The following is a 21,663-nucleotide window of genomic DNA, read 5'->3' as shown; positions in this document are numbered from 1 at the left end:
GCGTCAGAGGTCGGAGAGCACGGCGGTCAGGGTGTTGGCTATCGCGGTCAGGCCTGCTTCGTCGCCTAGGAGGGTGCGGTGGTGGAGCCAGATGCAGTCTCTGCCGATTTCTTCGGTTATCGGGCAGCGGCGGGCGAGGTCGTCCACGGAGAGTGGTTCGGTGGGGGCGGACCAGAAGGCGTCGGTGCGGTAGATGGGGCGGAAGGCTACGAAGGCGGGGATTCCTCGGGCCACCAGGGCGTCCACGATGGCGTTGCGGCGTTCCTCGGTTGTGCCGGGGAGGCGGAACATCGCCATGTAGTGGGGGACGACGTCGCAGCGGTCGTCGCGGCCCTGCGGCTCGACGCCGGGGATCGCGGCGAGCAGGGCGCGCAGGATCGGCCAGTTCGCCTCGCGGCGGGCGATCTGTTCCGGGAGGCGGGCGAGCTGGGCCCGTAGCACCGCGCCGGAGAACTCGTTCATGCGGTAGTTCGTCCCGGCGGTCTCGTGCAGATACCGGCGGTCGGACGGCGGCCGGCCGCAGCTGTGCCGGACGAAGCCCTCGTCGTACGTCTCCCGGTCGGGGACCAGCAGCGCGCCGCCCTCCCCCGCGGTCATCAGCTTGCCGTTCTGGAAGCTGAACGCCGCGATCGAGCCCAGCTCGCCCACCCGTTGGCCGCGCCACCGCGCGCCGTGCGCGTGCGCGGCGTCCTGAAGGATCGCCACGCCCGCGTCGGTGGCCAGCTTGCCGAGCGCGTCCATGTCGGAGAAGAAACCGGCCATGTGCACCGGCATGATGGCCCGGGTCCTGTCGGTGACCGCGGCCGCGGCCGCCGCCGGGTCGATGTTGTACGTGTCCGGGAGCACGTCCACCGGCACGGGGACCACGCCGAGCCGTTGCACGGCCATGGAGGAGGAGATGAACGTGAACGCCGGCACGATCACCTCCTCGCCGGGCCTGATGCCGAGGAGTTCCACGGCGAGTTCCAGCGCGTGCGTGCCGTTGGTGACGGCGAGGGCGTAGGGGGCGCCGTGGTAGTCGGCGAACTCGCGCTCGAAGGCCGACACCTCCGCCCCGCCCACCCGCCACCACTGCCCCTGTTCGAGGGCGCGGGTCAGACCGGCCCGTTCCTCCTCGCCGTACTGGGGCCATTCGGGGAACTGCGGCTGGGCGGGAACCTCGGCGGATGTCATCCGGCCACCTCCTGAAGTTGAGCGTTCCGGGCGTGCAGCAGGGCGCCGAGCAGCGACGCCCTGGGGCCGAGTGCGGCCGGCGCCACGACCGGCACAGGCCGGCCGGTCCTGGCGAGCGCGGCGACGTGGGCGGCCACACCGGGGACCAGGCCGGGCGCGGCGGCGCCGAATCCGCCGCCGATGTGGACCCGCCTCGGCCGGACGATCTCTGTGAGCGACACGACGGCGAACGCGAGGGCCGTGGCGGTTTCGGCGATCGTGGCCGCCGCCCAGTCCTCGCCCCGGACGGCTGCCGACACGAGGTCCTCGGCGGTGACCGTCCCGCCCCTGCGCGCGGCGGCACGGCGCAGCGTCGCCGGGCCGGACGCCGTGGCCTGGAGGCAGCCGTCGCGGCCGCAGGAGCAGGCCGGGCCGCCGGGGTGGACCACCATGTGACCCAGCTCGACCGCCGCGCCGCCGGCGAACGGCTCGCCGTCCAGGACGAGCCCGCCGCCGACGCCGGTGCCGACGCCAAGAAAGGCCAGGTCGGGGCAGCCGCAGGCGCGCGCCTCGGCAAGCGCGGCCAGGCCGCCGTCGTCGGCGACGCGGACCGGCGCGCCGTCGATCAACGTTCCCAGCCGGCACCGCAGCGCGGCGACGAGGTCGAAGCCGATCCAGCTCGGCCGGTTCGGCCAGGCGACGACCCGGCCGCCGCCGTCGACCGTCGCCGCGGACGACACGCCGACGGCGGCGCAGCGATCCCGCGGCCCCAGCCGCTCGACGAGGTCCCCGATCACCGCCAGGTCGCGCTCGGGATCGGGTGCGTACGGCGGCCAGCGGGCCTCCGCCTCGTAGGCGGCGTTCCCGACCTCCATCCGCGCGGCCACCTTCGTCCCACCGATGTCGATGCCGAGGTAGGTACCGGAGCCGGCACCCGAGGCAAGGAAGGAGGTCATGGCAGCGGGCCTTCGGGGAGTGGGTGCGTCGTGACGTGTGCGGGGTGCGGTCCGGGTAGTGCGAGTGCGGCGACGTAGCCCTCGGGGGCCGGGAGGTCGTACAGGCGCCACGGGCCGGGCAGGCGGGGGGTCCCGGTGGCGACGGGGCCGGAGACCGGGATGGCCATTCCCCAGCCGAGGCGCCCGCCGGACGCCTTGACGCAGGCCTCTTTGCGGGTCCACAGGCGGAAGAACACGCCGGGGTCGGCGGCGACGGCCTCGGCACCCTCGCGGTCGAAGCGCCGTTCGGCTATGGCACGGGCCGACACGCCGGAGCGCACCCGTTCCACGTCCACGCCGACGTCGCGCCCCACGGCAACGGCGAGCAAGGCGAGCGGCCCGGAGTGGCTGAGGTTGAACCGCAGGTCCGGCCGGGCCGGGTCGGGGCGCAGCGCGGGCTTGCCGTTCTCGCCGTACTGGAACTCGACGGCCTCGGCGGGCAGGTCCAGGTATCGGCCAAGAATCCGGCGTGTCACGAAGTGGGCCGCCGCGTACCGGGCCTGCTCGTCGGCCGGGAACGTCCAGACGTGAACGTCCTGGGGTCCAGGCGGCCGGACATCGCTCAGGAGCCTACGCAGACGGGCATCGCTCAGCGGACCGGACTGCCCGGCGTCACCCAGCGGACCGGACGGCTGGGCGTCGCGCGGCGGACTGGACGGCCGGGTGCGGCTCAGCGAACCAGGCCCCCGGGTGGTGCTCGGGAGGCGGGGTGGCCCGGTGATGCTGAAGGGGCCGGGTGATGGGCTGCTGTTCGAGGGGTGGGGGGTGGGGGTCACCCGGCTCGCTCCTTGAGGGGGGAGCTTGGGGGGGCGGCGGAGGCGTAGAGGGCCTCTATGGCGCTGATGATCGTCGCGGTTTCGTCGAGGGCGCGGCCGCGTGGCTCGCCGCCGGCGACCAGGAGGGGCAGTTCCTCCAGTTGGCGGTGATACTCAGTGCCGATCGGCTCCTCCGCCAGCGGTACGGGTTCGGCGATGCCGGCGCGGTGGACGACCAGGCGGGGGGTCGGCTCGCGGGTCGGGCTGAAGCCGAACGTGCAGGACAGTGACGCGGTGGCGGCGGAGCCGTGCAGGCGGATCTTCGTGAGGTCGTACGGCTGGTGGGAGGCCCAGGCGGTGCGGAGGAACATTCCGACGCCGTCGTCGGTCACCAGGAACCCGGCGGCGCCGTCCTCCACGTCGCGCCGCCCGGACGCCGTCCTGTCGCCCCGCCAGGACGCCGACCATCGGCCGTCGTCGAGCAGGTCGGCCGAGGTGACCGCGCACGCCTGCACGATGCCGGGCCGTCCGATCAGGTCGAGCCCGACGTCGAGCAGGTGCCAGCCGAGGTCGATGAGCGCGCCGCCCCCGGAACGGCACCGTTCGGTGAACCAGCCGCCCTGCCGGGGTATGCCGCGCGCCCGTACCCAGGACAGTTCGACCAGCCGGATGCGGCCGAGTGCCGGCACGACCGACCGCAGGGTGCCCACGTCGGCGCGCCAGCGGGCGGCGCTGCCGGCGAACAGCCGTCCGGCGCTCGCCGCCTCTGCGGCCCGCAGCCGCTCCAGTTCCGGCCGGGACAGGCACACCGGCTTCTCGACGAACACCGACACGCCGGTGCCGAGCAGCGTCTCGGCGGTGGCCGTGTGCAGGTGGTTGGGGACGGCGACGATCGCCAGGTCCGCCAGGTCCGGCCCGATCTCCTCGGCGCGGCGGGTGCGCCGGGCGTCGGGGGCGATCTCGGCGGCCGCGGCGAGGGCCTCGTCGTCCGGGTCGGCCAGGGCGGTGACCTGATAGGCGGGGTTGGCCGCGAGCCGGCGCAGCCAAAGCTCCCGGCCACTCCAGCCGAGCCCGACCACGGCGGCCCGGACCGTCGTGACGGCAGCGATGGAAGTCGCGTTGGTCCGGAGCGTTGAGACCGCGGCGGTGCTGGTCGTCCGGGCGGGGTCCATCAGAATCTTGCTCCGCCGTCGACGGTCACGGTGGTGCCGTTGAGGTAGCTGGATGAGGAGGAGGCCAGGAAACTCACCGCGGCGGCGACCTCCTCCGGTTCGCCGAAGCGGCCGGCGCCGATGAACTTCAGGACCAGTTTCTGTTCTTCCTCGGAGTGGAAGTCGGTCTGGTCGGCGCGGATGGCGCCGGGGGCGATCACGTTGACGGTGATGCCGTGGGTGCCGAGTTCGCCGGCGACGGAGGCGGCCCACGGTTGTAGCGCGCCCTTGGTGGCGGCGTAGGCCGCGTGGCCGGGGAGGCCGGTGACGCCGGCGCGGGAGCCGAAGAGGATGATGCGGCCGTACCTGGCGCGCATCATGGGGCGCAGGCACGCCTTGGCCAGGCCGATCGCGCTTTCGAGGTTGACGGCGAGGAGTTCGGCGACCGTGGCGGGGTCGGTGCTGAGGGCCAGGCGGCGGGTGCGGATGCCGGCCGCCGCCACGGCGATGTCGACCCGCTTGAAGGTCCGCAGGGCGGTGTCGACGAGCGTCTGCGCGCCGTCCGGGCGGCTGAGGTCGGCCTGTACCGGGACGCAGGTGCCGCCGGCGGCCTCGATCTGTTCGGCGAGGAGTTTCGCCGCCTGCTCGTTGCCGTGGTAGCCGGCGATGACCGTGGCCCCGGCCAGGGCGAGTTCGCGGCAGCAGGCGGATCCGATGTTCCCGGAGGCGCCGGAGACGACGGCGACCCGGTCGTCCAGGCCGTATCGGGCGGTCAGGTGGGCGAGGTCGGCCATCATGATCCTTCCGTGGCGAGGACGAGGTGGCAGGGCGAGGCGCCGATCCGGGCGTCGCGCACGACGGCGCCGCCGGCCGCGGCGAGCCCTGCGGTCAGGTCGGTCACGGCCGGCCAGGACCAGCCGCCGTGGGTGAGCCAGTCGATGCCGAGCTCGGACCCGGCGCCCTCGGGGGGCAGGAACACGTCGTCGACGAGCAGCCGCCCGCCGGGACGCAGCCGGGTGAGCAGCCAGGCGAGGTCGTCGCCGGGCGCGGGGCCGTGGATGCCGTTGGCGACGACGCACAGGTCGTACGCCCCGGCCGGCGGATCCTCCGTGGTCGTGATTCCGGGCGCGGGCGGGCCGGAGAACCGGCCGAGCCGCAGCAGCTCTCCGGTGGCGGCCGGGTCTGCGGCGAGGATCTCGGCCAGGTACCGGCCGGGTCCGGCGGAGACCTCCAGGACGTGGGCACCGGGCGGGACGGCGGCGAGCCTGCGGCCGAGGCGCGTGCGGCCGGCGGTCTGGGGGCCGTTCATCGCCGCCTGGTAGGCGTGGACGACCTCGTCGGCGGGGGCGCGGACGTCGAGTCGGCGGCGGCCGTGCCGCAGGGTGTCGGCGATCGTCTCCCTGGCCGTCCAGCCGCGGGACAGCGCCGCCTCCAGGTCCAGGTACGGGCCGGTCTCGGGGTCGCCTTCTGTGCCGGTGACGACGAGGCCGAGGCGGGCGGCGATGGCGAGGGCCCAGTCGAGTTCGGGGGCCGAGAGGCCGAGGCGGGCGGCGATCTCTTCGGTGCCGGCGCGGCCGTCGAGCCGGTCGAGCACGCCGAGGTCGCGCAGCGCGAACAGCAGCTCGGCCGCCTTGTACCCGCGCACGGCCGCGGCGACGACGTCCGGTCCGGCGAGCCGGTAGCGGGGCCTGGCGCGGACCTTGCCGGTCATCGTCCGGTCCAGCCGGGCGGTGCGGACGATCTCGGTGGGCACCTTGTGCGGGGCCAGCCGCTCGCGGGCGAACGCCAGCAGCTCGCCCTCGTCCAGGCCGGGGGCCGCCTCGACCTCGGCGACGATCGCGTCCTCGCCCTCGAACCGCCCGGCCCGCGCGTACACGTGCACGTCGCGGACGGCGGGGTGTTCGCGCAGCACGTTCTCGACCTCCAGCGGCGCCACCCAGCGCGCGCCGCGGCGGATCGCGCTGGACTGCCGGCCGAGCATGAAGACGCGGCCTTCGGCGTCCCGGACGGCGAGGTCGCGGGTGGAGTGCCAGGCGCCGGCGTCGTCGAGCTCGACCTCCAGCACGCCGGGCCTGCCGTCCGGGCAGGGCCGCCCGCGCTCGTCGACGATGCGGTAGGCCACGCCGTCCAGCGGCCGTCCGACGCACAGGGACGGCAGGTCGGCCAGGCCGGCGAACAGGGTTCCTGTCTCGGTGGAGCCGTAGTTGCGGGAGGTGCCGCAGCCGAACGCGGCGCGGAAGGAGTCCTCCAGCCGCTGGTCGACGGGCCCGGCGCCGACCATCGCCATGCGCGGCGGCGGGGGGATCTCGCCGCCGCGCCGGAGCCGCCGGGTGGCGAGCAGCCGGGCGAGGGTGGGCACGAGCGCGATGATCGTGGCGCCCTGGGCGAGTTCGTCCTCGATGGCGGTGAGCGCGGCGGGCGGGACGGCCCGCAGCTCGGCGCCGGCGACCAGCGCGGCCGTCGCCCACGCCAGCGCGTACGCGTGGCACAGCGGCAGCGGGAGCAGGACGCGGTCGCACCCGTCCAGCGCGAGCGTGGTGCGGTACCGCTCGCCCTCACGCAGCAGGGACGCCTCGGTGCGGGTGACGAGCGCGGGCAGGCCGGTGGAGCCGGAGGTCGGCACGAGGATCGCCCGCTCGGGACGGTCGCCGTCGCGGGCCAGGTCGAGCAGCCGGGAGAGCTCCTGGTCGGGGGCGTCCTCCGAGACGAGCAGCGGGCTCGCCCCGGCCTCCAGCAGGGCCAGGAACTCCACCAGCCAGTCGGCGCCGTTGGGGGCCCGCAGCGCGACCGGCCCGGCCACCCTGAGCGCGCGCAGCTCGTCGGCGCGGCGCCGGACCTCCTTGTCGACCTGCGCCGCGGTCAGGCCGTTGACGACGCGCCGGTCCGGGTCGCCGGACCGCACCAGGCCGGGGAGGCCGGTCACGCGCCGCCCGCCAGGTACTCGCGCTTCATCTCGGCCAGCAGTTCCCTGATGCGCGGCGGGGAGTAGGTGGGCGCGGCGCACAGCTCGTCGAGGGTGATCTCGTCCTCGAAGTACATCGACAGGGTGTCCCAGGGCGTGAAGCAGCCGTGGCAGGCCTCCAGCCGGGGACGGGGGGCGAGCAGCGCCTTGTACAGGCCGGTCTCGCCGACCTTGTTCAGGGATTTCTCCCATTCCTCGCCGAGGGTGTTGCCCATGTCGCTGAACCAGATGTTCGGGCACGGGGTCACGACGCCGTCGCTGAAGGTGGACACGACCAGCCGCGGCAGGTGGCAGCGGAAGTTGCGCCGTCCCTCGTGGTAGAAGCGCAGCAGCCGGTCGAAGTACGCGCGGGGCGGCAGGATGGGGGCGAACTCGTCGTACCGCTCGGCGAACTCCTCGATGTGGCGCACCTGATCCGGGCGCACCTTGAACTCCTCGGCGCTCGGCCCGCGCACCGGGAACGGGAAGTACGTCGGCCGGTTCGCGAAGCTCATCAGCCAGCCGGCGAAGTCGGTCATCTCGGACACGCTGCGGTCGTTGAGCACCGCGTAGATCTCGACGGGGATCCCGGACTCGATGATGTGGGCGATCCCGGCCACGATCCGGTCGTGCAGGGAGTCCTTGGGGACCCGGTAGCTGTTGCCGGTCGCCAGGTGGCTGTCCAGCGAGATCTGCAGTACGACGTTCGGGATGGCGGTGAGCCGCGCCAGGTGCTCGTCGTTGACGAGCACGGCGTTGGTCTGGACGACGAGCACCTCGTATTTCGGGGCCTCGCGCTCCAGGAAGTCCATGATGTTCCTGACCAGGAAGATCTCGCCGCCGGTGACCTTCAGCAGGGGCAGCTTGAAGTGGTCGCGGAGCCGGTCGGACACCGTCTCGATCCGGTCGGCCAGCGGGCCGCCCGGCGTGTAGGAGTCTCGGGTGGGCGGCTGGAAGATGAGCTTGAGCTGGTGCCCTTCCTTCAGGTTGCTCTGGCCGGTCAGGCAGTAGGTGCAGCTCAGGTTGCACGAGTCCTCGTTGATGACCAGGTCGTTGCCGAGCAGTGCTTTGGGCATGGCGTGTCTCCTGCTCCCTGAGCCGACGGGTCAGATCTCGCCGCTCAGTAGGTCGTAGTTGCGCCGCCTGCGGCCGGCGTCCACGGCCGCGTCTACGCGCTGTCGCCGCCGGTAGTGATCGAGCTCGTTGGTCAGCCGGTTCCAGTGCCGGTCGGCGGCGGTCCCCGGGGCGCCCGGCCGGGTGACGTCGACCATCCGGTAGTCGTTGATCCACACGGTGTCGGCGCGCAGCCGCTCGGCGACGCCGGCCGCGCGCCGGGGGTCGCCGGACCACACCGCCGCGCTCAGCCCGTACCGGGTGCCGTTGGCGACCGCCACGGCCTCGTCGTCGGACCGCACCCGGATCACCGACAGCACCGGGCCGAAGATCTCCTCCTGCGCGGCGGCGCTGTCCGGCGCGACGTCGGCGAGCACGGTCGGGCGGAAGTACGCGGCGGCGTCCAGCCCCGCGGGGAGGACGCCGGGGCCGTCGCCGCCGCAGCGCAGCGCCGCTCCGTCGGCCACCGCGGCCTGGACGTGCCGGCGCACGGTGCGCGCCTGCTGGCGGGTGATCAGCGGGCCGAGGTCGGTGGCCGGGTCGAGGGGGTCGCCGAGCCGCAGCAGCGGGGCGCGCTTGGCGAGCAGGGCGACCAGTTCGTCGTACACCGGGTCGGCGGCGATGAGCCGCGCGCCGGCCATGCAGATCTGGCCGTTGTGGAAGAAGCAGCCCCACAGCGCGCCGGAGGCGGCGTGGTCGAGGTCGGCGTCGTCGAGCACGACGTTGGCCGACTTGCCGCCGAGGTCGAGCCGGACCGCGCCCGCCGCCGCGGCCCGCACCTGCTCCCCCACGCCGTCGGAGCCGGTCAGCGTCACGAGGTCCACCTCGGGGCTCCTGGCCAGTTCGTCGCCGACGGCGGCGCCGGGGCCGGTCACGACGTTGAGCACGCCCGGGGGGAGGCCGGCCTCGTGGGCGACGCGGCCGAGCTCCAGCGAGGTCAGCGAGGTGAAGGAGGCGGGCTTGAGCACGCACGCGTTGCCGGCGGCGATCGCGGGGGCGACCCGGGAGGCGGCCAGCAGCAGCGGGAAGTTCCACGGGGTGATGGCGGCGACCACGCCGACCGGCCGCCAGTGCAGGTACTCGGCCGCGGGGCCGGGCGGCTCGTGGGTGTCCAGGGACTCCGCCCACCAGGCGCACCACTCGAACGCGGCGGCGGCCCCGGCGACGTCGACGTGCGTCGCCTTGCGGATGGTGCTGCCGGTGTCGCGCACCTCCAGCTCGGCGAGCCGGGCGGACTCGGCGGCGAGGCGGCCGGCGACGCGGCGCAGCACGGCGGCGCGCTCGCCGGGCCGCAGCCGGGGCCAGGGCCCTTCGTCGAAGGCGGCCCGGGCCGCGCGCACGGCGGCCCGGACGTCGGGTGACGTCGCCCGGGGAACGTCGGCGAGGCGCGTGCCGGTCGCCGGTTCGTAGGAGGCGAACGTCTCGCCCTCGGCGGCGGGCACGGGACGGCCGCCGATCCACATGGGGAATGGTGCGGTGTCAGCCATGCCGCCGCCTCAGAGCCGGTCGTACGCCCGCAGGGTCTTCAGTGCGCGGACCGTGACCCAGCCGCGCCATTCCGGCTCGGTCACCGGGGTCCAGACCTGCCAGTCGAAGGTCCAGCCGCCGTCGTCCTCCTGGGCGGCGACGAGCGCGTCGAGGTGCTTTTCGATGACGTCGTCGCCGAACAGCCGCCGTGCGATGGTGTCAGGACGGGGTGCGAAATCGAGTGGTCTGTGCACTTCGCCCTCGGCGTCGGGGTCGAATTCCACGATCTGGAGAATCAGTTTTCCGACCCGCTCGAACACGGCCTCGGCGCGCGCCCGGTCCGGGACATAATCCAGAAATGGGATGAACGACCGGGCCTCGTACGGCCAGGTGCCGGTGAGGCGTTCCAGTTCCCGCCAGCAGAACTCGGTCGCGGGCTCCGTCCAGGAATGCCGGATTCCGTTCTTATACAGGGTGCCCACGACATTCGCGGTCGCCACCAGGGTGCCCGGCGGGTCGTCCTCGGTCCGCCACCACGGCGCGTGCGGGTAGCGCCGCGACGACGGCAGGACGAAGGGGACGCCGCCGTCGGGCCGGGTGATCGAGGCGAGGTAGTCCAGCGCCTTCGGCACGGCGGGGTCGCCGGTCGCGCCGAGCTCGTCGAGCATCTGCAGCGCGAGGTTGGTCGGCTCGGGCTGGCTGCCCGGGCCGCGCAGGTCGGGTTCGAGCGCGTTGCCGAACCCGCCGTCGGAATTCTGGTAGGCGCGCACCGCGGCGACGGGCAGGTCGCTGCCGCCTCCGCGGAATAGGTGCTCGAAACGCAGCCGGTCGACCAGCCGGGCGTTACGCCACAAGAACTCTTCGGCTCTATCGAGAATATCCGCGTCCGCCACGTCGGAATCCCTTTCTTTGGCCGGACGTACTTCGCATATTGGGGCACCTAGCGGTAGCCTAGGTGAGGGCACCGACTATATACAGGAGCGACTTGACGAAGTAGGTGACTCGACTGTGAAACCCGGCGGATTTCGGTGGGGCGCTTTCCTGCCACACGGGGTGAACCAGGAGTTCTCCGGATGGGATCCCGCGGCGGCCTGGCGGCGCATGACCGAGGTGGGCGAGCTGGCCGAGCGCCTCGGGTACGACGAGCTGTGGGTGCAGGACTGCGTGGACACCCAGCCGCGGCGCTCGCCGGAGCCGGTCTTCGACTGCTGGATCGCCGCGGCGGCGGTGGCCGGGGTCACCGCCCGGGCGCGGATCGGCGTCCAGGTGCCCTGCGCGCCGTACCACCACCCGGGCGCGCTGGCCAAGCGGGCGGCGACGCTGGACGTGGCGAGCGGCGGCCGGGTCGTGCTGGGGCTCGGCGCGGGGAGCCACCCGTGCGGGTACGAGTCCTACGGGTGGGCGACGCCCGCGCCGGCCGAGCGGCTGGCCATCCTGGACGAGCAGGTCGAGGCGCTGCGCCTGCTGTGGAGCGAGCCCGCCGTGACGTACACGGGCGAGCACTGGCGGCTCAAGGACGCCCACTGCGCTCCCCCGCCGGTCCAGGCGCCGCCGGTGCGGTTACAGGCCGACCGGATCGAGGGTGACGTCGAGCTGGCCGCGCGCCGCGCCGACCAGGTCGTGTGGCAGGGCGGCCCGGCGGAGGTGGCCGCGGGCCGGGCGCGGCTGCGTGAGGCGTGCTCGCGGGCGGGCCGCGACCCGTCCGGCATCGCCGAGGCCGTCCACGTCGAGTGCCGGATCTTCCCCGACAACATCGCGCGGGACCGCTGGCTGGGCAGCCCGTTCGTGATCGCGTTCTGGAGCGCCCACCCCGACAACTACGCCGAGCGCAACCTCGTCGGCACGGTGCCGTCGGTTGCCAGGCAGGTGCAGCGGTACGTGGACACCGGGATCACCGAGATGGTGGTGTCCTTCCGCGACTACCCCGAGACCACCAGCCTGGAGGCGTTCAAGACCGAGGTCGTCCCGCTCGTCACGCCGGCCGCCGCGCCCGCCCCCGCCTAGCGGGCCGCGGCCGCCACGTCAGGGCGACCCGGCGGGGCGGGTCGCCAGGATGTGCAGGAGGGCCTTGGCGGCGAGGCGGTAGCCGTGCGCGCCGAAGCCCGCGATCACGCCGGCGGAGAGCGCGGCGGTGATGGACTCGTGGCGGAAGGACTCCCGGGCCCAGACGTTCGACAGGTGCACCTCGATCCACGGGGCGGGGAAGCTCTCCAGCGCGTCGCGCAGGCCCCAGCCGGCGATCATGAGCGCGCCGGGGTTCACGATCGCGCCGGCCACGTGGTAGTGGTCCTGGACCGCGCCGATCAGCTCGCCCTCGCCGTCGCGCTGGACCCCGGCCAGCTTGTACTCCGGGGCGATCTCGTCGGCCACCGCGCGCTCGATGTCGGCCAGCGTGTCGGTGCCGTAGACGTGCACCTGCCGGCGGCCGAGTATGCCGAGGTTCGGGCCGTTGAGCAGCAGGATCTCAGGCATCGCCGGTCACCGCCGCCGCCACCACGTCCGACGGCCGCGCGCACACCAGGTCGGGCCGCTCGGCGAGCAGCGCCTCAGGCCCCTGGCCGTCGCCGCCCCACAGCGCGGCCACGGCGAGCACCGCCGCCGCCCGGGCGCTGCGCATGTCGGCCGGGGCGTCGCCCACGTACATCGCCCGCCGCGGCGGCACGCCCAGCTTGTCCAGGCACGCCTGGACGATGTCGGGCGCGGGTTTCGGCCGGGACACCTCGTCGCTGCCGATCACCACGTCCAGCGCGGGCGACAGGCCGACCGCCTCCAGCAGCGCCCGCGCCCGCCACCCGTGCTTGCCGGTGGCCACGCCGGTCACCAGCCCGGCGTCCCGCAGCGACGCCAGCATGTCCGGCACGCCGTCGTAGACCCGCACCCGGTCGGTCAGCCGCCGGCTGGCCTCGATGAACGGCTCCTCCATCTCCAGCGGCAGGCCCATCATGCGCATGATGTCGGGGAAGTACAGGCCCAGGTGGCGGCTGTACTCCTCGAACGGCGGCGCGCCCGGCCCCACGACCTCGGCGTAGGCGATCGTGAACGCCTCGCGCATCACGGCGAAGCTGTCCACCAGGACGCCGTCGAGGTCGAACACGACGGCGCGGATATCCCTCTGGGCGGCGCCCATCACACTACCTCCGTTGGCAGAGACAGGGCCGCCCACAGTCCGTCGTGGACGGCCACCCGGGTGAACCGGTCGGTCAGCCGGCAGAACAGCGCGCCCGGCGACCGCGACGCCGGCCACTCGGCCGCGGGCAGCCCCGCCCACGCGCACATGGCCGCGACCATCAGCGGGTCCACCGGTACCCAGGTCCCGTCCACCTCGAACTCCGCCCAGCAGTGCGGCGTCGAGTACGGCTTGGAGACCAGCAGCCCGAAGGAGAACCGCACCGGTATCCCGCGCCGCCGCCCCTCGGCCACCAGGTACTTGGCCACCCCGCCGCAGTCGGCGAGGCCCGTCCTGCGCAGGAAGCCCAGGTCCCAGCGGATCGCCTCCGGCAGCAGGAAGAACCGCACCGGCCGCACCTCGGCCATCAGCTCCAGCGCCGCGGGCGGCGGTTCCGGCCAGTCGGCGCGCACCCGCAGGTCCAGCGACATGACCGGTGCCGTCGGGTCGGGGCCCGCCACGCACTCCCGGCGCGTCCCGCCGGGCGCCAGCACCTGGTAGCGGCACGGCCCCGGGTGCCCCGGCGCCGGGCAGCCGGGGACGAAGTGGACGCGCCGCGCCGGGCTGCCCTCGCCGCCGAGGCGCAGCGCGCTGGACCAGGCGCGCATCGCCCGCCGCCGCACCGACATCAGCCCCAGGTGGAGCGCGATGTTGCTCATGTCGTGGTCGTCGAACAGCCGGACCGCCCCGCATTCCACGTGCGGCAGGCCGAGCGCCACCAGGCGGTCGAGCAGCGCCGTGTCGACGCGGTGCAGCGTCCTGGCCGCCTCGGCGGGCAGCGAGAACCGGCGGACCTCGTCCGGCACCCGCCGCACCAGGTCCACCAGCTCGGCCAGCCGGTCGGTGGCGACGTCCGGCGCCGCCACCGCGTCAGTCGCCGGCACGGGAGTCGGCGCGGTAGTCGCGGTACAGCGCGGCGGGGCTGAGCGCGCGCAGGTCGACGTCGTCGGGCAGGTCCATGCCGAGCTCCAGCTCCAGCGCGATCGACAGCTCCATCAGCCGGGAGGAGTCCACGTCGAGCTGCTCGCCGAGCGGCCGGTCCCGGTCCAGCGCCGTGCCCGCCCTGCCGACCGATCTGGTCAGATAGTCCGCGAACTCCGCCGCGGACATGCCCTCCGGCATCGTGCCTCGCTCTTCACTCGATGTAGCCCAGTTCCTGCAGCCGCGCCGCGAGCTGTTCCTCCTCCTCGCGGCTGTAGATTTCCGGCCCGGCGGGGCCGGCGTCCGTCTCGGTGTCCTGGTCGATCCGCTCCGGTTCCACGGCTCCTCCTTCTGTTCGTCCCGCTCAGTACGGCTCGAAGTCCGCCAGGGCCGGGATGACCTCCTCGGCGAACCTCCGCATCGACCCCGACAGCTCCCGCCAGTCCAGCGAGCCGAAGTTGAACTCGCCCAGCAGCGTGTTGAAGCAGCCCTCCTGGGCGGCCCTGCGGATCTGGTCGGCCACGGTCGCGGGCGACCCGGCGAAGACCAGGTTGTGCTCCATCAGGAAGTTCATGTCGCCCGCGTGCCGCAGGATGTCGTCGGTGCTGAGCGCGGCCCGCCGGCCGTACCCGCCGCCGATCGGCTCGGAGGTGTTGCGCCCGTACCCCAGCACCTTGGTCAGGGTGTGGATGACGTGCGGCGCCGCGCGCTCCACCGCCTCCTCGTCGTCGTCGGCGACGTGGATCAGCGTCCAGTAGCCGATGTCGGGCTTGCCGGGGTGCCCGGCCTCCTGCCACCAGCGCACGTAGTGCCGGTACACCAGGCCGAGCGCGGAGCGCGGCACGATCATCGTCGAGGAGGTGTGCGCGCCGATCCGCGCGAGGTAGCGCAGCATGTTGCGGTCGCGGGTGGGGATCCACAGCGGCGGGTGCGGGCGCTGCACCGGGCCGAAGGACAGGGTCAGGTCGTGGTAGCTGTGCGCGGAGCCCTCGAAGGAGAACGGCCCGTCGGCGGCCAGCGCGACCCGGATCAGCTCCAGGCACTCCTGGGTCAGCTCACGCCGCCGGTCGAAGTCGGCGCCGTAGGGGTCGAAGAACGACCGCATCAGCCCGGAGGTGAGCCCGACGTCGAGCCGCCCGCCGGTCACGTGGTCGAGGGCAGCGATCTCCTCCACGACCCGGATCGGGTTGTAGAGGGGCGGGATGTAGCCCATCGGCCCGAGCCTGATCCGCTCGGTGCGCAGCGCGGCGCCGGTGCAGAAGATCGTCGGGGAGGGCATCCAGCTCTCCTCCGGGGAGAAGTGGTGCTCGACGGAGAAGGCGTAGTCGAAGCCGAGCCGGTCGGCGAGCTCCACTTCGTTCCAGAGAGTTTCGTACCGCTGCCCGGCGGTCAGTCCAGAATTGCCCCATACGTGCGTGAAATATCCGAACTTCATGACGTCTCCGGTATTTTCGTGTTATGCCTCAACGAGTCGCTCTGATTGGGCTGGACTGCGGTACTCCCCAGCTCGCCTTCGACCGGTTCGCCGCCGACATGCCGACGCTGACCCGGCTGCGGCAGGACGCGGCGTGGGGACCCATGCGCAGTGTCGTGCCCCCGATCACGGTGCCGGCCTGGGCCTGCATGATGTCCGGCCGAACCCCCGGCGAGCTGGGCGTCTACGGCTTCCGCGACCGGCGCGACCACAGCTACGGGTCGCTGGCCTTCGCCTCGTCGGACAAGTTCACGCTGCCGCGACTGTGGGACGCGCTGTCCGCCGAACGCCGGCGCAGCGTCGTCATCGGCATGCCGGGCACCTACCCTCCCGCCCCCATTCACGGGGAAATGGTGTCGTGTTTCATGGCGCCCTCGACCGACGCCGACTTCACGTTTCCCCGCGAGCTTCGTAACGAAGTACAACGCATTACCGGCGGATATCACCTCGACGTCAACGACTTCCGGTCGCCCGACCTGGAACGCGTCTCCCAGCAGATCTTCGACATGTCCGAGCAGCGTTTCGCGCTCGCCGGGCACATGGCCCGCACCCGCGAATGGGACTTCTTCGCCTTCGTCGACATGGGGCCGGACCGGTTGCACCACGGCTTCTGGCGGTACTGCGACCCCGAGCACCCCCGGTACGAGCCGGGCAACCGCTGGGAGCACGTCTTCCGCGACTACTACCGGGCCCTGGACCGGCACCTCGCGGCGTTCCTCGAATCCCTGCCGGACGGCACCGCCGTGCTGGTCGTGTCCGACCACGGCGGTCAGCCGATGGTCGGCGGGTTCTGCGTCAACGAGTGGCTGCGGCGGCAGGGCCTGCTGGTGCTGACCGAGGAGCCGTCCGGCCCGACGCGGATGGCCGATGCCAAGGTCGACTGGTCGCGCACCACCGCCTGGGCCGAGGGCGGCTACTACGGCCGGATCTTCCTCAACGTGGCCGGCCGCGAGCCGCAGGGCACGGTGCCCGCGCGCGAGCTGGACGCGACGCTCGACCAGATCGCCGCGGCCATCGAGGCGATCCCCGGCCCCGACGGCCTGCCGATGGGCAACCGGGCGATGCGGCCCGCCGACGTGTACCCCGAGGTCAACGCGATCCCGCCGGACCTGATCGTCTACTTCGGCGACCTGCGCTGGCGCGCGCTCGCCACGCTCGGCCTCGGCCGCGGCCTGTACTCGCCCGACAACGACACCGGACCCGACCACGCCAACCACGCCGAGCAGGGCATCTTCGTGCTGTCCGGCACCGGCCGCACCCCCGGCCGCAGGGAGGGCCTGTCGCTGTACGACGTGGCGCCCACCCTGCAGGACCTGCTCGGGCTGCCGCGCCGGGCCGGGCAGCGCGGCGCGGTGGTCGAGTAGGCGGGTCACCATACGGCGCTCGCGCCCTCGGTGCTGTAGCTCCGGGGCGCGCCGCCGGGCCGTACGGACGGCAGCGTGGAGCTGATCTCGGCGACGTTGCAGCCCAGCCGGTACAGCGCCTTGCCGACCCTGAGCTGCTGGCTCTTGATCTGGTTGATCCGCTGCCGGAAGTAGTGGTCGACGTCCTCCACGTCGCGGCGCTGCTTGTCGCCGTCCAGCCGGTCGTTCAGCACGGCGTCGAGGTTGCGCATGAAGAACTCGAAGTTGAACTGCCCGCACTCCTGCCGCACGCCGTGCACCCAGTCCTTGAACGCCTGGATGACCTCCTTGGCGCCCGGCACCGGGTGGAACCGCCGGTACAGCCGCGAGATGAACGTCTGCACGACGACGTTGAACGTCTCGAACTCGAACACCGACGACTGCTCGGTGATGACGCCGTGCCGGTGGTAGTCGCCGTTGTTGTACAGCGACGCGTAGTGCTTGGCGAGCCGTTCCACGCGCGGGTCGGCGAAGTGGTAGCCGTACGGGTCCAGGGTGTCCCAGTACCCGTCGGCGAGCAGGCCCTCGGCCTCGATCTTGCGCAGGATCGCGGTGCCGGGGTAGATCTCCAGCCGCTCGGTCAGCCGGCGCAGGTTGTGCCCGGCGTTCCTGCGCAGGAACTCCGCGTTCTGCACCAGCGTCTCGGCCGTGGCGTAGGGATGGAAGGGGATGAAGCCCATCGCGAGGTAGATGCCGTGCTCACGGAGCAGCCGGATGATCGTGGCGTTGTTCTCCACGGTCGCCCGCTTCTCCCACAGCTCCAGCTCGGACGGCACGCCGGACTCGATGCCGACGTTGACCTTCTCCAGGCCCGAGCGCACCAGGAGGTCGAGCAGCTCGTTGTCGTCGTCGCTCCAGTTCTCGGCGCGCATGCAGACGTTGTAGTAGATGTCCAGACCGCGATCGAGGATGCCGCCCGCGATGGCGGCGACCCGCTTCTTGCCGACCCGGCCGCCGTCGGGGTCCTCGAACGTCGAGTCGATGAAGTCGTAGGTGCGGAACCGGTACCGCTTCACCAGATCCTCGACCTCGTCCACCACCAGCTCGGGATCGCGGGCCCGCCACGGCTTGCCCGGCTGGGCGCGGTTCTTCAGGTGCGGCGCCGAGCAGAACGTGCAGTGCGCGACGCAACCGCGGCTGGTGCTGACCCGCACGTACTCCAGCTTGTTGCCGTGCTGTTCCAGCTGGTCGCGGGCCGGGAACGGCAGCACGTTGAGGTCGTGCAGCACCGGCCGCGGCGGGTTCTGCCGCAGCTCGCCGTCCGGCAGCCGCAGGCCGATGCCGGGGCAGCCGGACAGCGGCTCGCCCAGGTAGAGCTTCTGCACCAGGTCGAGGATGACCGGCTCGCCCTCGCCCACCGCGACGACGTCGACGTGCGGGTTGTTGCGCAGCACGTCCAGCCCGGCGAAGGTGCCCGCGGGCCCGCCGCAGGCGATCACCGTGTCGGGCAGGCGTTCGCGGATCAGCCGGGAGACCCGCAGGCAGCTCGACACGTTCAGGCTCATCAGCGTGAAGCAGACCAGCCGCGGCGCGTACTCGACCAGCTCGTCGACCGCCGCCTTCTCCTCGCCGTGGACGACCTCGCGGATCTCGGCGGTGACCCCGACCTTGCGCAGCACGCTCGCCATGTAGGCCACGCCGAGGTGCTCCGGCGACATGACCAGGTCGCCGTCCAGCAGGATCAGGAAGCTGACCCGGAACGACGCCGGGTCGGTGATCCGCGGGTCGATCGCGATCTCGAACGTGCCCGGCTTGCGCGTCACCATGGTGATGGGCAGCGTGGTGGTCATCCCCTACCTCCGACGGGAACCGCGGCCGGCACGCCCAGGCGGTCCAGCAGGACCGGCGCGACGTCCTCCATGTCCATGGGGTCAGGCAGCGCCGTGTCCGCGATGGCGCCGCGCAGGTAGAACACGGCGTTGCCGCGGGTGTGGGTGCCGGTGAAGACGTCCGGGCGCACCACGGCGTCCGCGTTGAACGCGCCGCGGAGCTGGACTCCGGGCGCCGGCATCACGACCAGGTCGGGCGCCCGGTCCAGCAGCGGCCCGCGGTAGACCTCCTCGCGCCGGTGCACCCGCTCGACGACGGGCCGTCCCTCCCAGCGCAGGCTGGTCAGCCTCGCGACCAGCTCCTCGGCGAAGGAGTCGCCGAGGCCGGCGCGCCCGCGCGGGAAGCGGCCGGGCCGGTTCAGGTACAGCCGCGCGGGGTCGAGCGCGAACACCGAGGTCCGCTCGTCCACCTCCGCCAGCGACGGCGTGTCCTCGCGCGGAGCGAGGTATCCCTCCTGGCGCAGCCAGGCGTTGACGTGGAACTGGCAGTCCGCGGGGCCGAAGCCGTGGTCGCTGACCATGGCGATCCCGTCGTCACCGTCGCACCGTTCGACCAGCCGGGCGAGGCACGCGTCGACCTGCGCGTACACGCCGAGCACCGCCTCGTGCAGCGGGCTCGTCTCGTCGGTCACGTGCCGCCACAGGAAGTGCTGCAGCCGGTCGGTCTCGGTGATCACGGCGATCGCGAGATCCCACGGTTCGGTGTCGAGCAGGTACTCGAAGCTCAGGGCGCGGGCGGCGAGCGCCGCGCTCACCCGGCCGACGAACGCCCGCGGGTCGGCGGCCACGTCGCCGACCTCGACGTCGAGCTGGTATCCGCGCCGGCGCAGCGGTTCCAGCAGCCGGGCCGGGCGGACGGCGCGCTCGAACGACGGCGCGACGAAGCCGGACACCACGACCCCGCCGGTCTCCGGCGCGGGATAGGTACCGGGGACGTTGAGGCACAGCGTCCTGCGCCCGGCGGCCCGCTCCCACAGCGGCGGCGCGCGCAGGTGCGTGACGTTCGGGAAGTAGGTCTGGTACCCGCCGGGCACCAGGTCGACGAACCCGTAGACGCCGTGCCGCGCGGGGTTGGCGCCGGTGAGGAACGACGCCCAGGACGTCGAGCTGACCTCGGGCACCGGCGCCCGCAGCTCCACGCCGCGGCCCTCGGCCAGCAGCCGCCGCGCGGCCGGCATGATCCCGTCCCCGGCGAGCTCGCGCAGCAGGTCGAGCGGCATACCGTCCAGGCCGACGACGAGCATCCGCCCCGTCATGCCGGTGTCCCGACGCGACCCGCGGCCCGGTCGGGCACGGCGGCGTGGACACCGACGACGAGAGGATGACAGCCGCCGAACCGGTTGGGGAACCGGTCGTTCGGCTTGGTGAGGCCCAGCGTGAGGAAGGTGTCCGCGCCGCGCAGCGACTCCAGGAGCCCGGCCCGGTACGGCGGGTCGAGGCGGCCGTCGTGGACGTGCGGCCACACCCGCGCGCCGAACGCGATCTCCGGCACGATCCAGTCGTACTCCGCGCCCGCGCCGTCGCGGAACCGGCAGCGCAGGAACGCGCGCCCCCCGGTGGCCCGCCGGACCGTGACGTCGAGCACCTGCGCCCGGATCAGCCCGAGCGTCCGCCGGGCGCCGCCGACCGCCGCCTCGGCGTCCGGCGCGCACAGCCGCTCCAGCAGCGCGGGCCGCTCCTCGGGCGGGACGTAGGACGCCGGGTCGAGGACGGGCGCCCCGCGCACCGCCCTGTCCTCCGGCCGCGCGTCCGGTTCCGCCGACGGCCCGAGGGGGACCTCGGTGCGGTGCCAGTACCGGAACGGCGAGTCGGCCGCGGTCACCTGCGCGGTCGCCACGGGCTCCGGCCTGATCCACTCGCCGGCCTCGGTGACCGCGCCGACGCAGGCCTCGTGGTCGTCCACCTTGGTGATCGCCAGCGGCAGTAGCCTCATCGCAGATCCTCCAGCGGCGTTCCCGCGAAGCCGGCGGGCACCTCGCGCCCGGCGTAGCCGACCACCGCGGCGGCCACGTCCACCGGGGTGGCGACCTCCTCGGCCCGGCCCGGACGCACGCCGGCGCCGGCCGCGGCCCAGTACGAGCGGCGCCGGTGCCAGGCGCTCTGCCAGTGCCGGTGCACGTGCGACGCCCAGCCCGGGTCGCCCAGCGGCAGGTACCGCCAGTCGGCGGGTTCCAGGACGAGATCGGGCGCCTGCTCCAGGGCCCCGCCCCGGTAGACCTCCTCGCGGCGCAGCACGGCGGACAGGTAGGGCAGTCCGGTGCGCGGGTTGACCGCCTCCAGCAGCGCCCGCGCGGCGTCGTCGCGGACCCGCTCGTAGTCCTCGGCGGCGACCGTGCCCGAGCCGTAGCGGCCGCGCAGGTTGACGTTCACCCCGTGCGTGCCCTGGACCGCCTCGAACGCGGCGGTCTTCTCCCAGGCGGTGCCGCCGTGCTCGGCCCGGCCGAACAGCCCGGCGCTCTCCAGCACGTCGTTCATCGAGCAGTACGCCCGCAGCGGCCCGAAGCCGATCTCGGAGAACGCGACCAGCGTGGTGCGGTCGTCGAGGCGGTCCAGGAAGTCGCCGAGCACGCCGTCCGCGGTGCGGTACGCGGCGAAGACCGCGCTCGCGGCCTCCCGCTCCGGCCCGAGCTCCAGCTCCTGCCAGAAGATGTGCGAGCAGCGGTCGATCGCGGTGAGGTTCACCAGCGTGACGTCGGCGCCCTCGTCGAACAGCGTCAGCGCGGCCTGCCCGCGCCGGACGTCGGCCTCCAGCAGCCGGGGCAGCAGCTCGGCCCGCGGCTGGCCCGACCACCAGATCGACACGTCGTGCACCGGCTTGATGCCGCGCTCGGCGAGGGTGCGGTGCAGGTTCGGCGGGTAGCAGGCGTGCAGCGTCGTCCGCATCGGGTAGGTGATCAGGGAACCGGGCATCGGGGCGGGCGGATGGGTGCCGAAGATCCCGACGCAGGCGAAGCGCAGCCCGACGAGCTCGGACTGCTGCCACAGCAGCGGGTGCCGGTGCCGTTCGGCGGTGAGCACCCTCGGCTGGTGGTCGGGGTCGTGGACCGACCAGTACGAGTAGAAGCCGTGGTCGCCGGGGCGGCGCCCGGTCAGCAGCGACACCAGGCCGGGCGGCTCGTACGGCACCCCGTCCGCGTCGAGCGGCCCGGACCGGCCGGAGCGGAACAGCCGGGCGAAGTTGGGCAGCGCGCCCGTGTCGCTCCACCGGGTCAGCAGCTCCGGGGTGGCGCCTTCGGTGATGACGACGACGACACGGCGGGGGGCACCGTGGGGGGTGCGGTGGGGAGAGGCCACGG

21 protein-coding genes are annotated in these 21,663 nt (G+C 73.4%); 2 read left to right on the top strand and 19 right to left on the bottom strand.

Going from position 1 to position 21,663, the window contains the following annotated elements:
• Nucleotides 1–3 precede the first annotated feature (3 nt).
• Genes BJ982_RS17160 through BJ982_RS17120 form a run of 9 tightly spaced genes read right to left on the bottom strand, consistent with a single transcriptional unit; the run spans nucleotide 4 to nucleotide 10,467 of the window.
• Nucleotides 4–1,173: an aminotransferase class I/II-fold pyridoxal phosphate-dependent enzyme gene (locus BJ982_RS17160; RefSeq protein WP_184881277.1), complete on the bottom strand. Its 1,170-nt coding sequence runs from the start codon at nucleotides 1,171–1,173 to the stop codon at nucleotides 4–6.
• Nucleotides 1,170–2,108, bottom strand: coding sequence for an ROK family protein (locus tag BJ982_RS17155; protein WP_184881275.1), 939 nt, complete (start codon nucleotides 2,106–2,108; stop codon nucleotides 1,170–1,172). The genes BJ982_RS17160 and BJ982_RS17155 overlap by 4 nt, the downstream gene beginning before the upstream one ends.
• Nucleotides 2,105–2,923 carry a 4'-phosphopantetheinyl transferase family protein gene (locus tag BJ982_RS40445; protein ID WP_203959003.1) on the bottom strand — a complete coding sequence of 273 codons (819 nt, stop codon included), beginning with the start codon at nucleotides 2,921–2,923 and terminating at the stop codon, nucleotides 2,105–2,107. The genes BJ982_RS17155 and BJ982_RS40445 overlap by 4 nt, the downstream gene beginning before the upstream one ends.
• Nucleotides 2,920–4,074 carry a Gfo/Idh/MocA family protein gene (locus BJ982_RS17145; protein WP_184881272.1) on the bottom strand — a complete coding sequence of 385 codons (1,155 nt, stop codon included), beginning with the start codon at nucleotides 4,072–4,074 and terminating at the stop codon, nucleotides 2,920–2,922. Before BJ982_RS17145 ends, BJ982_RS40445 begins: the two co-directional genes overlap by 4 nt.
• Nucleotides 4,074–4,850, bottom strand: coding sequence for an SDR family oxidoreductase (locus BJ982_RS17140; RefSeq protein ID WP_184881270.1), 777 nt, complete (start codon nucleotides 4,848–4,850; stop codon nucleotides 4,074–4,076). The genes BJ982_RS17145 and BJ982_RS17140 overlap by 1 nt, the downstream gene beginning before the upstream one ends.
• Complete coding sequence (locus BJ982_RS17135; RefSeq protein WP_184881268.1) at nucleotides 4,847–6,976, bottom strand: ANL family adenylate-forming protein; 2,130 nt, start codon at nucleotides 6,974–6,976, stop codon at nucleotides 4,847–4,849. The genes BJ982_RS17140 and BJ982_RS17135 overlap by 4 nt, the downstream gene beginning before the upstream one ends.
• Nucleotides 6,973–8,070, bottom strand: coding sequence for a radical SAM protein (locus tag BJ982_RS17130; protein ID WP_184881266.1), 1,098 nt, complete (start codon nucleotides 8,068–8,070; stop codon nucleotides 6,973–6,975). Before BJ982_RS17130 ends, BJ982_RS17135 begins: the two co-directional genes overlap by 4 nt.
• A 30-nt stretch (nucleotides 8,071–8,100) precedes the next feature.
• Entirely contained in the window at nucleotides 8,101–9,594 is a 1,494-nt protein-coding gene (locus BJ982_RS17125) for an aldehyde dehydrogenase family protein (protein ID WP_184881264.1), read from the bottom strand.
• 9 nt (nucleotides 9,595–9,603) lie between these two features.
• Nucleotides 9,604–10,467, bottom strand: coding sequence for a hypothetical protein (locus BJ982_RS17120; protein ID WP_184881262.1), 864 nt, complete (start codon nucleotides 10,465–10,467; stop codon nucleotides 9,604–9,606).
• Nucleotides 10,468–10,627: 160 nt separating this feature from the next.
• Between BJ982_RS17120 and BJ982_RS17115 the strand changes: the two genes are divergently transcribed.
• Entirely contained in the window at nucleotides 10,628–11,578 is a 951-nt protein-coding gene (locus BJ982_RS17115) for an LLM class flavin-dependent oxidoreductase (protein ID WP_184881260.1), read from the top strand.
• Between the two features lie 18 nt (nucleotides 11,579–11,596).
• Here BJ982_RS17115 and BJ982_RS17110 read toward each other — a convergent pair whose 3' ends face one another.
• The 6 genes from BJ982_RS17110 to BJ982_RS17090 are packed head-to-tail and all read right to left on the bottom strand — an operon-like array spanning nucleotide 11,597 to nucleotide 15,096.
• Nucleotides 11,597–12,046: a type II 3-dehydroquinate dehydratase gene (locus BJ982_RS17110; RefSeq protein WP_184881258.1), complete on the bottom strand. Its 450-nt coding sequence runs from the start codon at nucleotides 12,044–12,046 to the stop codon at nucleotides 11,597–11,599.
• Complete coding sequence (locus BJ982_RS17105; protein ID WP_184881257.1) at nucleotides 12,039–12,701, bottom strand: HAD-IA family hydrolase; 663 nt, start codon at nucleotides 12,699–12,701, stop codon at nucleotides 12,039–12,041. Before BJ982_RS17105 ends, BJ982_RS17110 begins: the two co-directional genes overlap by 8 nt.
• Nucleotides 12,701–13,624: a transglutaminase-like domain-containing protein gene (locus BJ982_RS40440; protein WP_184881255.1), complete on the bottom strand. Its 924-nt coding sequence runs from the start codon at nucleotides 13,622–13,624 to the stop codon at nucleotides 12,701–12,703. Before BJ982_RS40440 ends, BJ982_RS17105 begins: the two co-directional genes overlap by 1 nt.
• Nucleotides 13,611–13,862, bottom strand: a complete 252-nt coding sequence (locus tag BJ982_RS17095; RefSeq protein WP_184881253.1) for a hypothetical protein — start codon at nucleotides 13,860–13,862, stop codon at nucleotides 13,611–13,613. Before BJ982_RS17095 ends, BJ982_RS40440 begins: the two co-directional genes overlap by 14 nt.
• A gap of 13 nt (nucleotides 13,863–13,875) precedes the next feature.
• The gene (locus BJ982_RS39370; RefSeq protein ID WP_260413782.1) at nucleotides 13,876–14,001 is read right to left on the bottom strand and encodes a hypothetical protein; all 126 of its coding nucleotides are present in this window, start codon (nucleotides 13,999–14,001) and stop codon (nucleotides 13,876–13,878) included.
• Between the two features lie 24 nt (nucleotides 14,002–14,025).
• Entirely contained in the window at nucleotides 14,026–15,096 is a 1,071-nt protein-coding gene (locus BJ982_RS17090; RefSeq protein ID WP_184881251.1) for an LLM class flavin-dependent oxidoreductase, read from the bottom strand.
• A gap of 23 nt (nucleotides 15,097–15,119) precedes the next feature.
• On the opposite strand from BJ982_RS17090, the gene BJ982_RS17085 reads away from it, so the two are divergent.
• Entirely contained in the window at nucleotides 15,120–16,499 is a 1,380-nt protein-coding gene (locus tag BJ982_RS17085; protein ID WP_184881250.1) for an alkaline phosphatase family protein, read from the top strand.
• Nucleotides 16,500–16,504: 5 nt separating this feature from the next.
• Here BJ982_RS17085 and BJ982_RS17080 read toward each other — a convergent pair whose 3' ends face one another.
• From BJ982_RS17080 to BJ982_RS17065, 4 genes are read right to left on the bottom strand one after another with little or no spacing between them, the layout of a single operon-like run.
• The gene (locus BJ982_RS17080) at nucleotides 16,505–18,328 is read right to left on the bottom strand and encodes a B12-binding domain-containing radical SAM protein (RefSeq protein ID WP_184881248.1); all 1,824 of its coding nucleotides are present in this window, start codon (nucleotides 18,326–18,328) and stop codon (nucleotides 16,505–16,507) included.
• Nucleotides 18,325–19,623 carry an alkaline phosphatase family protein gene (locus tag BJ982_RS17075; protein ID WP_184881246.1) on the bottom strand — a complete coding sequence of 433 codons (1,299 nt, stop codon included), beginning with the start codon at nucleotides 19,621–19,623 and terminating at the stop codon, nucleotides 18,325–18,327. Before BJ982_RS17075 ends, BJ982_RS17080 begins: the two co-directional genes overlap by 4 nt.
• Nucleotides 19,620–20,300 (bottom strand): hypothetical protein, encoded by a 681-nt coding sequence (locus BJ982_RS17070; RefSeq protein ID WP_184881244.1) that lies wholly within the window; start codon nucleotides 20,298–20,300, stop codon nucleotides 19,620–19,622. The genes BJ982_RS17075 and BJ982_RS17070 overlap by 4 nt, the downstream gene beginning before the upstream one ends.
• Complete coding sequence (locus BJ982_RS17065) at nucleotides 20,297–21,661, bottom strand: alkaline phosphatase family protein (RefSeq protein ID WP_184881242.1); 1,365 nt, start codon at nucleotides 21,659–21,661, stop codon at nucleotides 20,297–20,299. Before BJ982_RS17065 ends, BJ982_RS17070 begins: the two co-directional genes overlap by 4 nt.
• Nucleotides 21,662–21,663 lie beyond the last annotated feature (2 nt).

This window comes from Sphaerisporangium siamense (assembly GCF_014205275.1).
GTDB classification, from domain to species: Bacteria; Actinomycetota; Actinomycetes; order Streptosporangiales; family Streptosporangiaceae; genus Sphaerisporangium; species Sphaerisporangium siamense.
The sequence above is the reverse complement of the archived record's forward strand: the minus strand, read 5'-3'. Positions and strand labels throughout refer to the sequence as shown.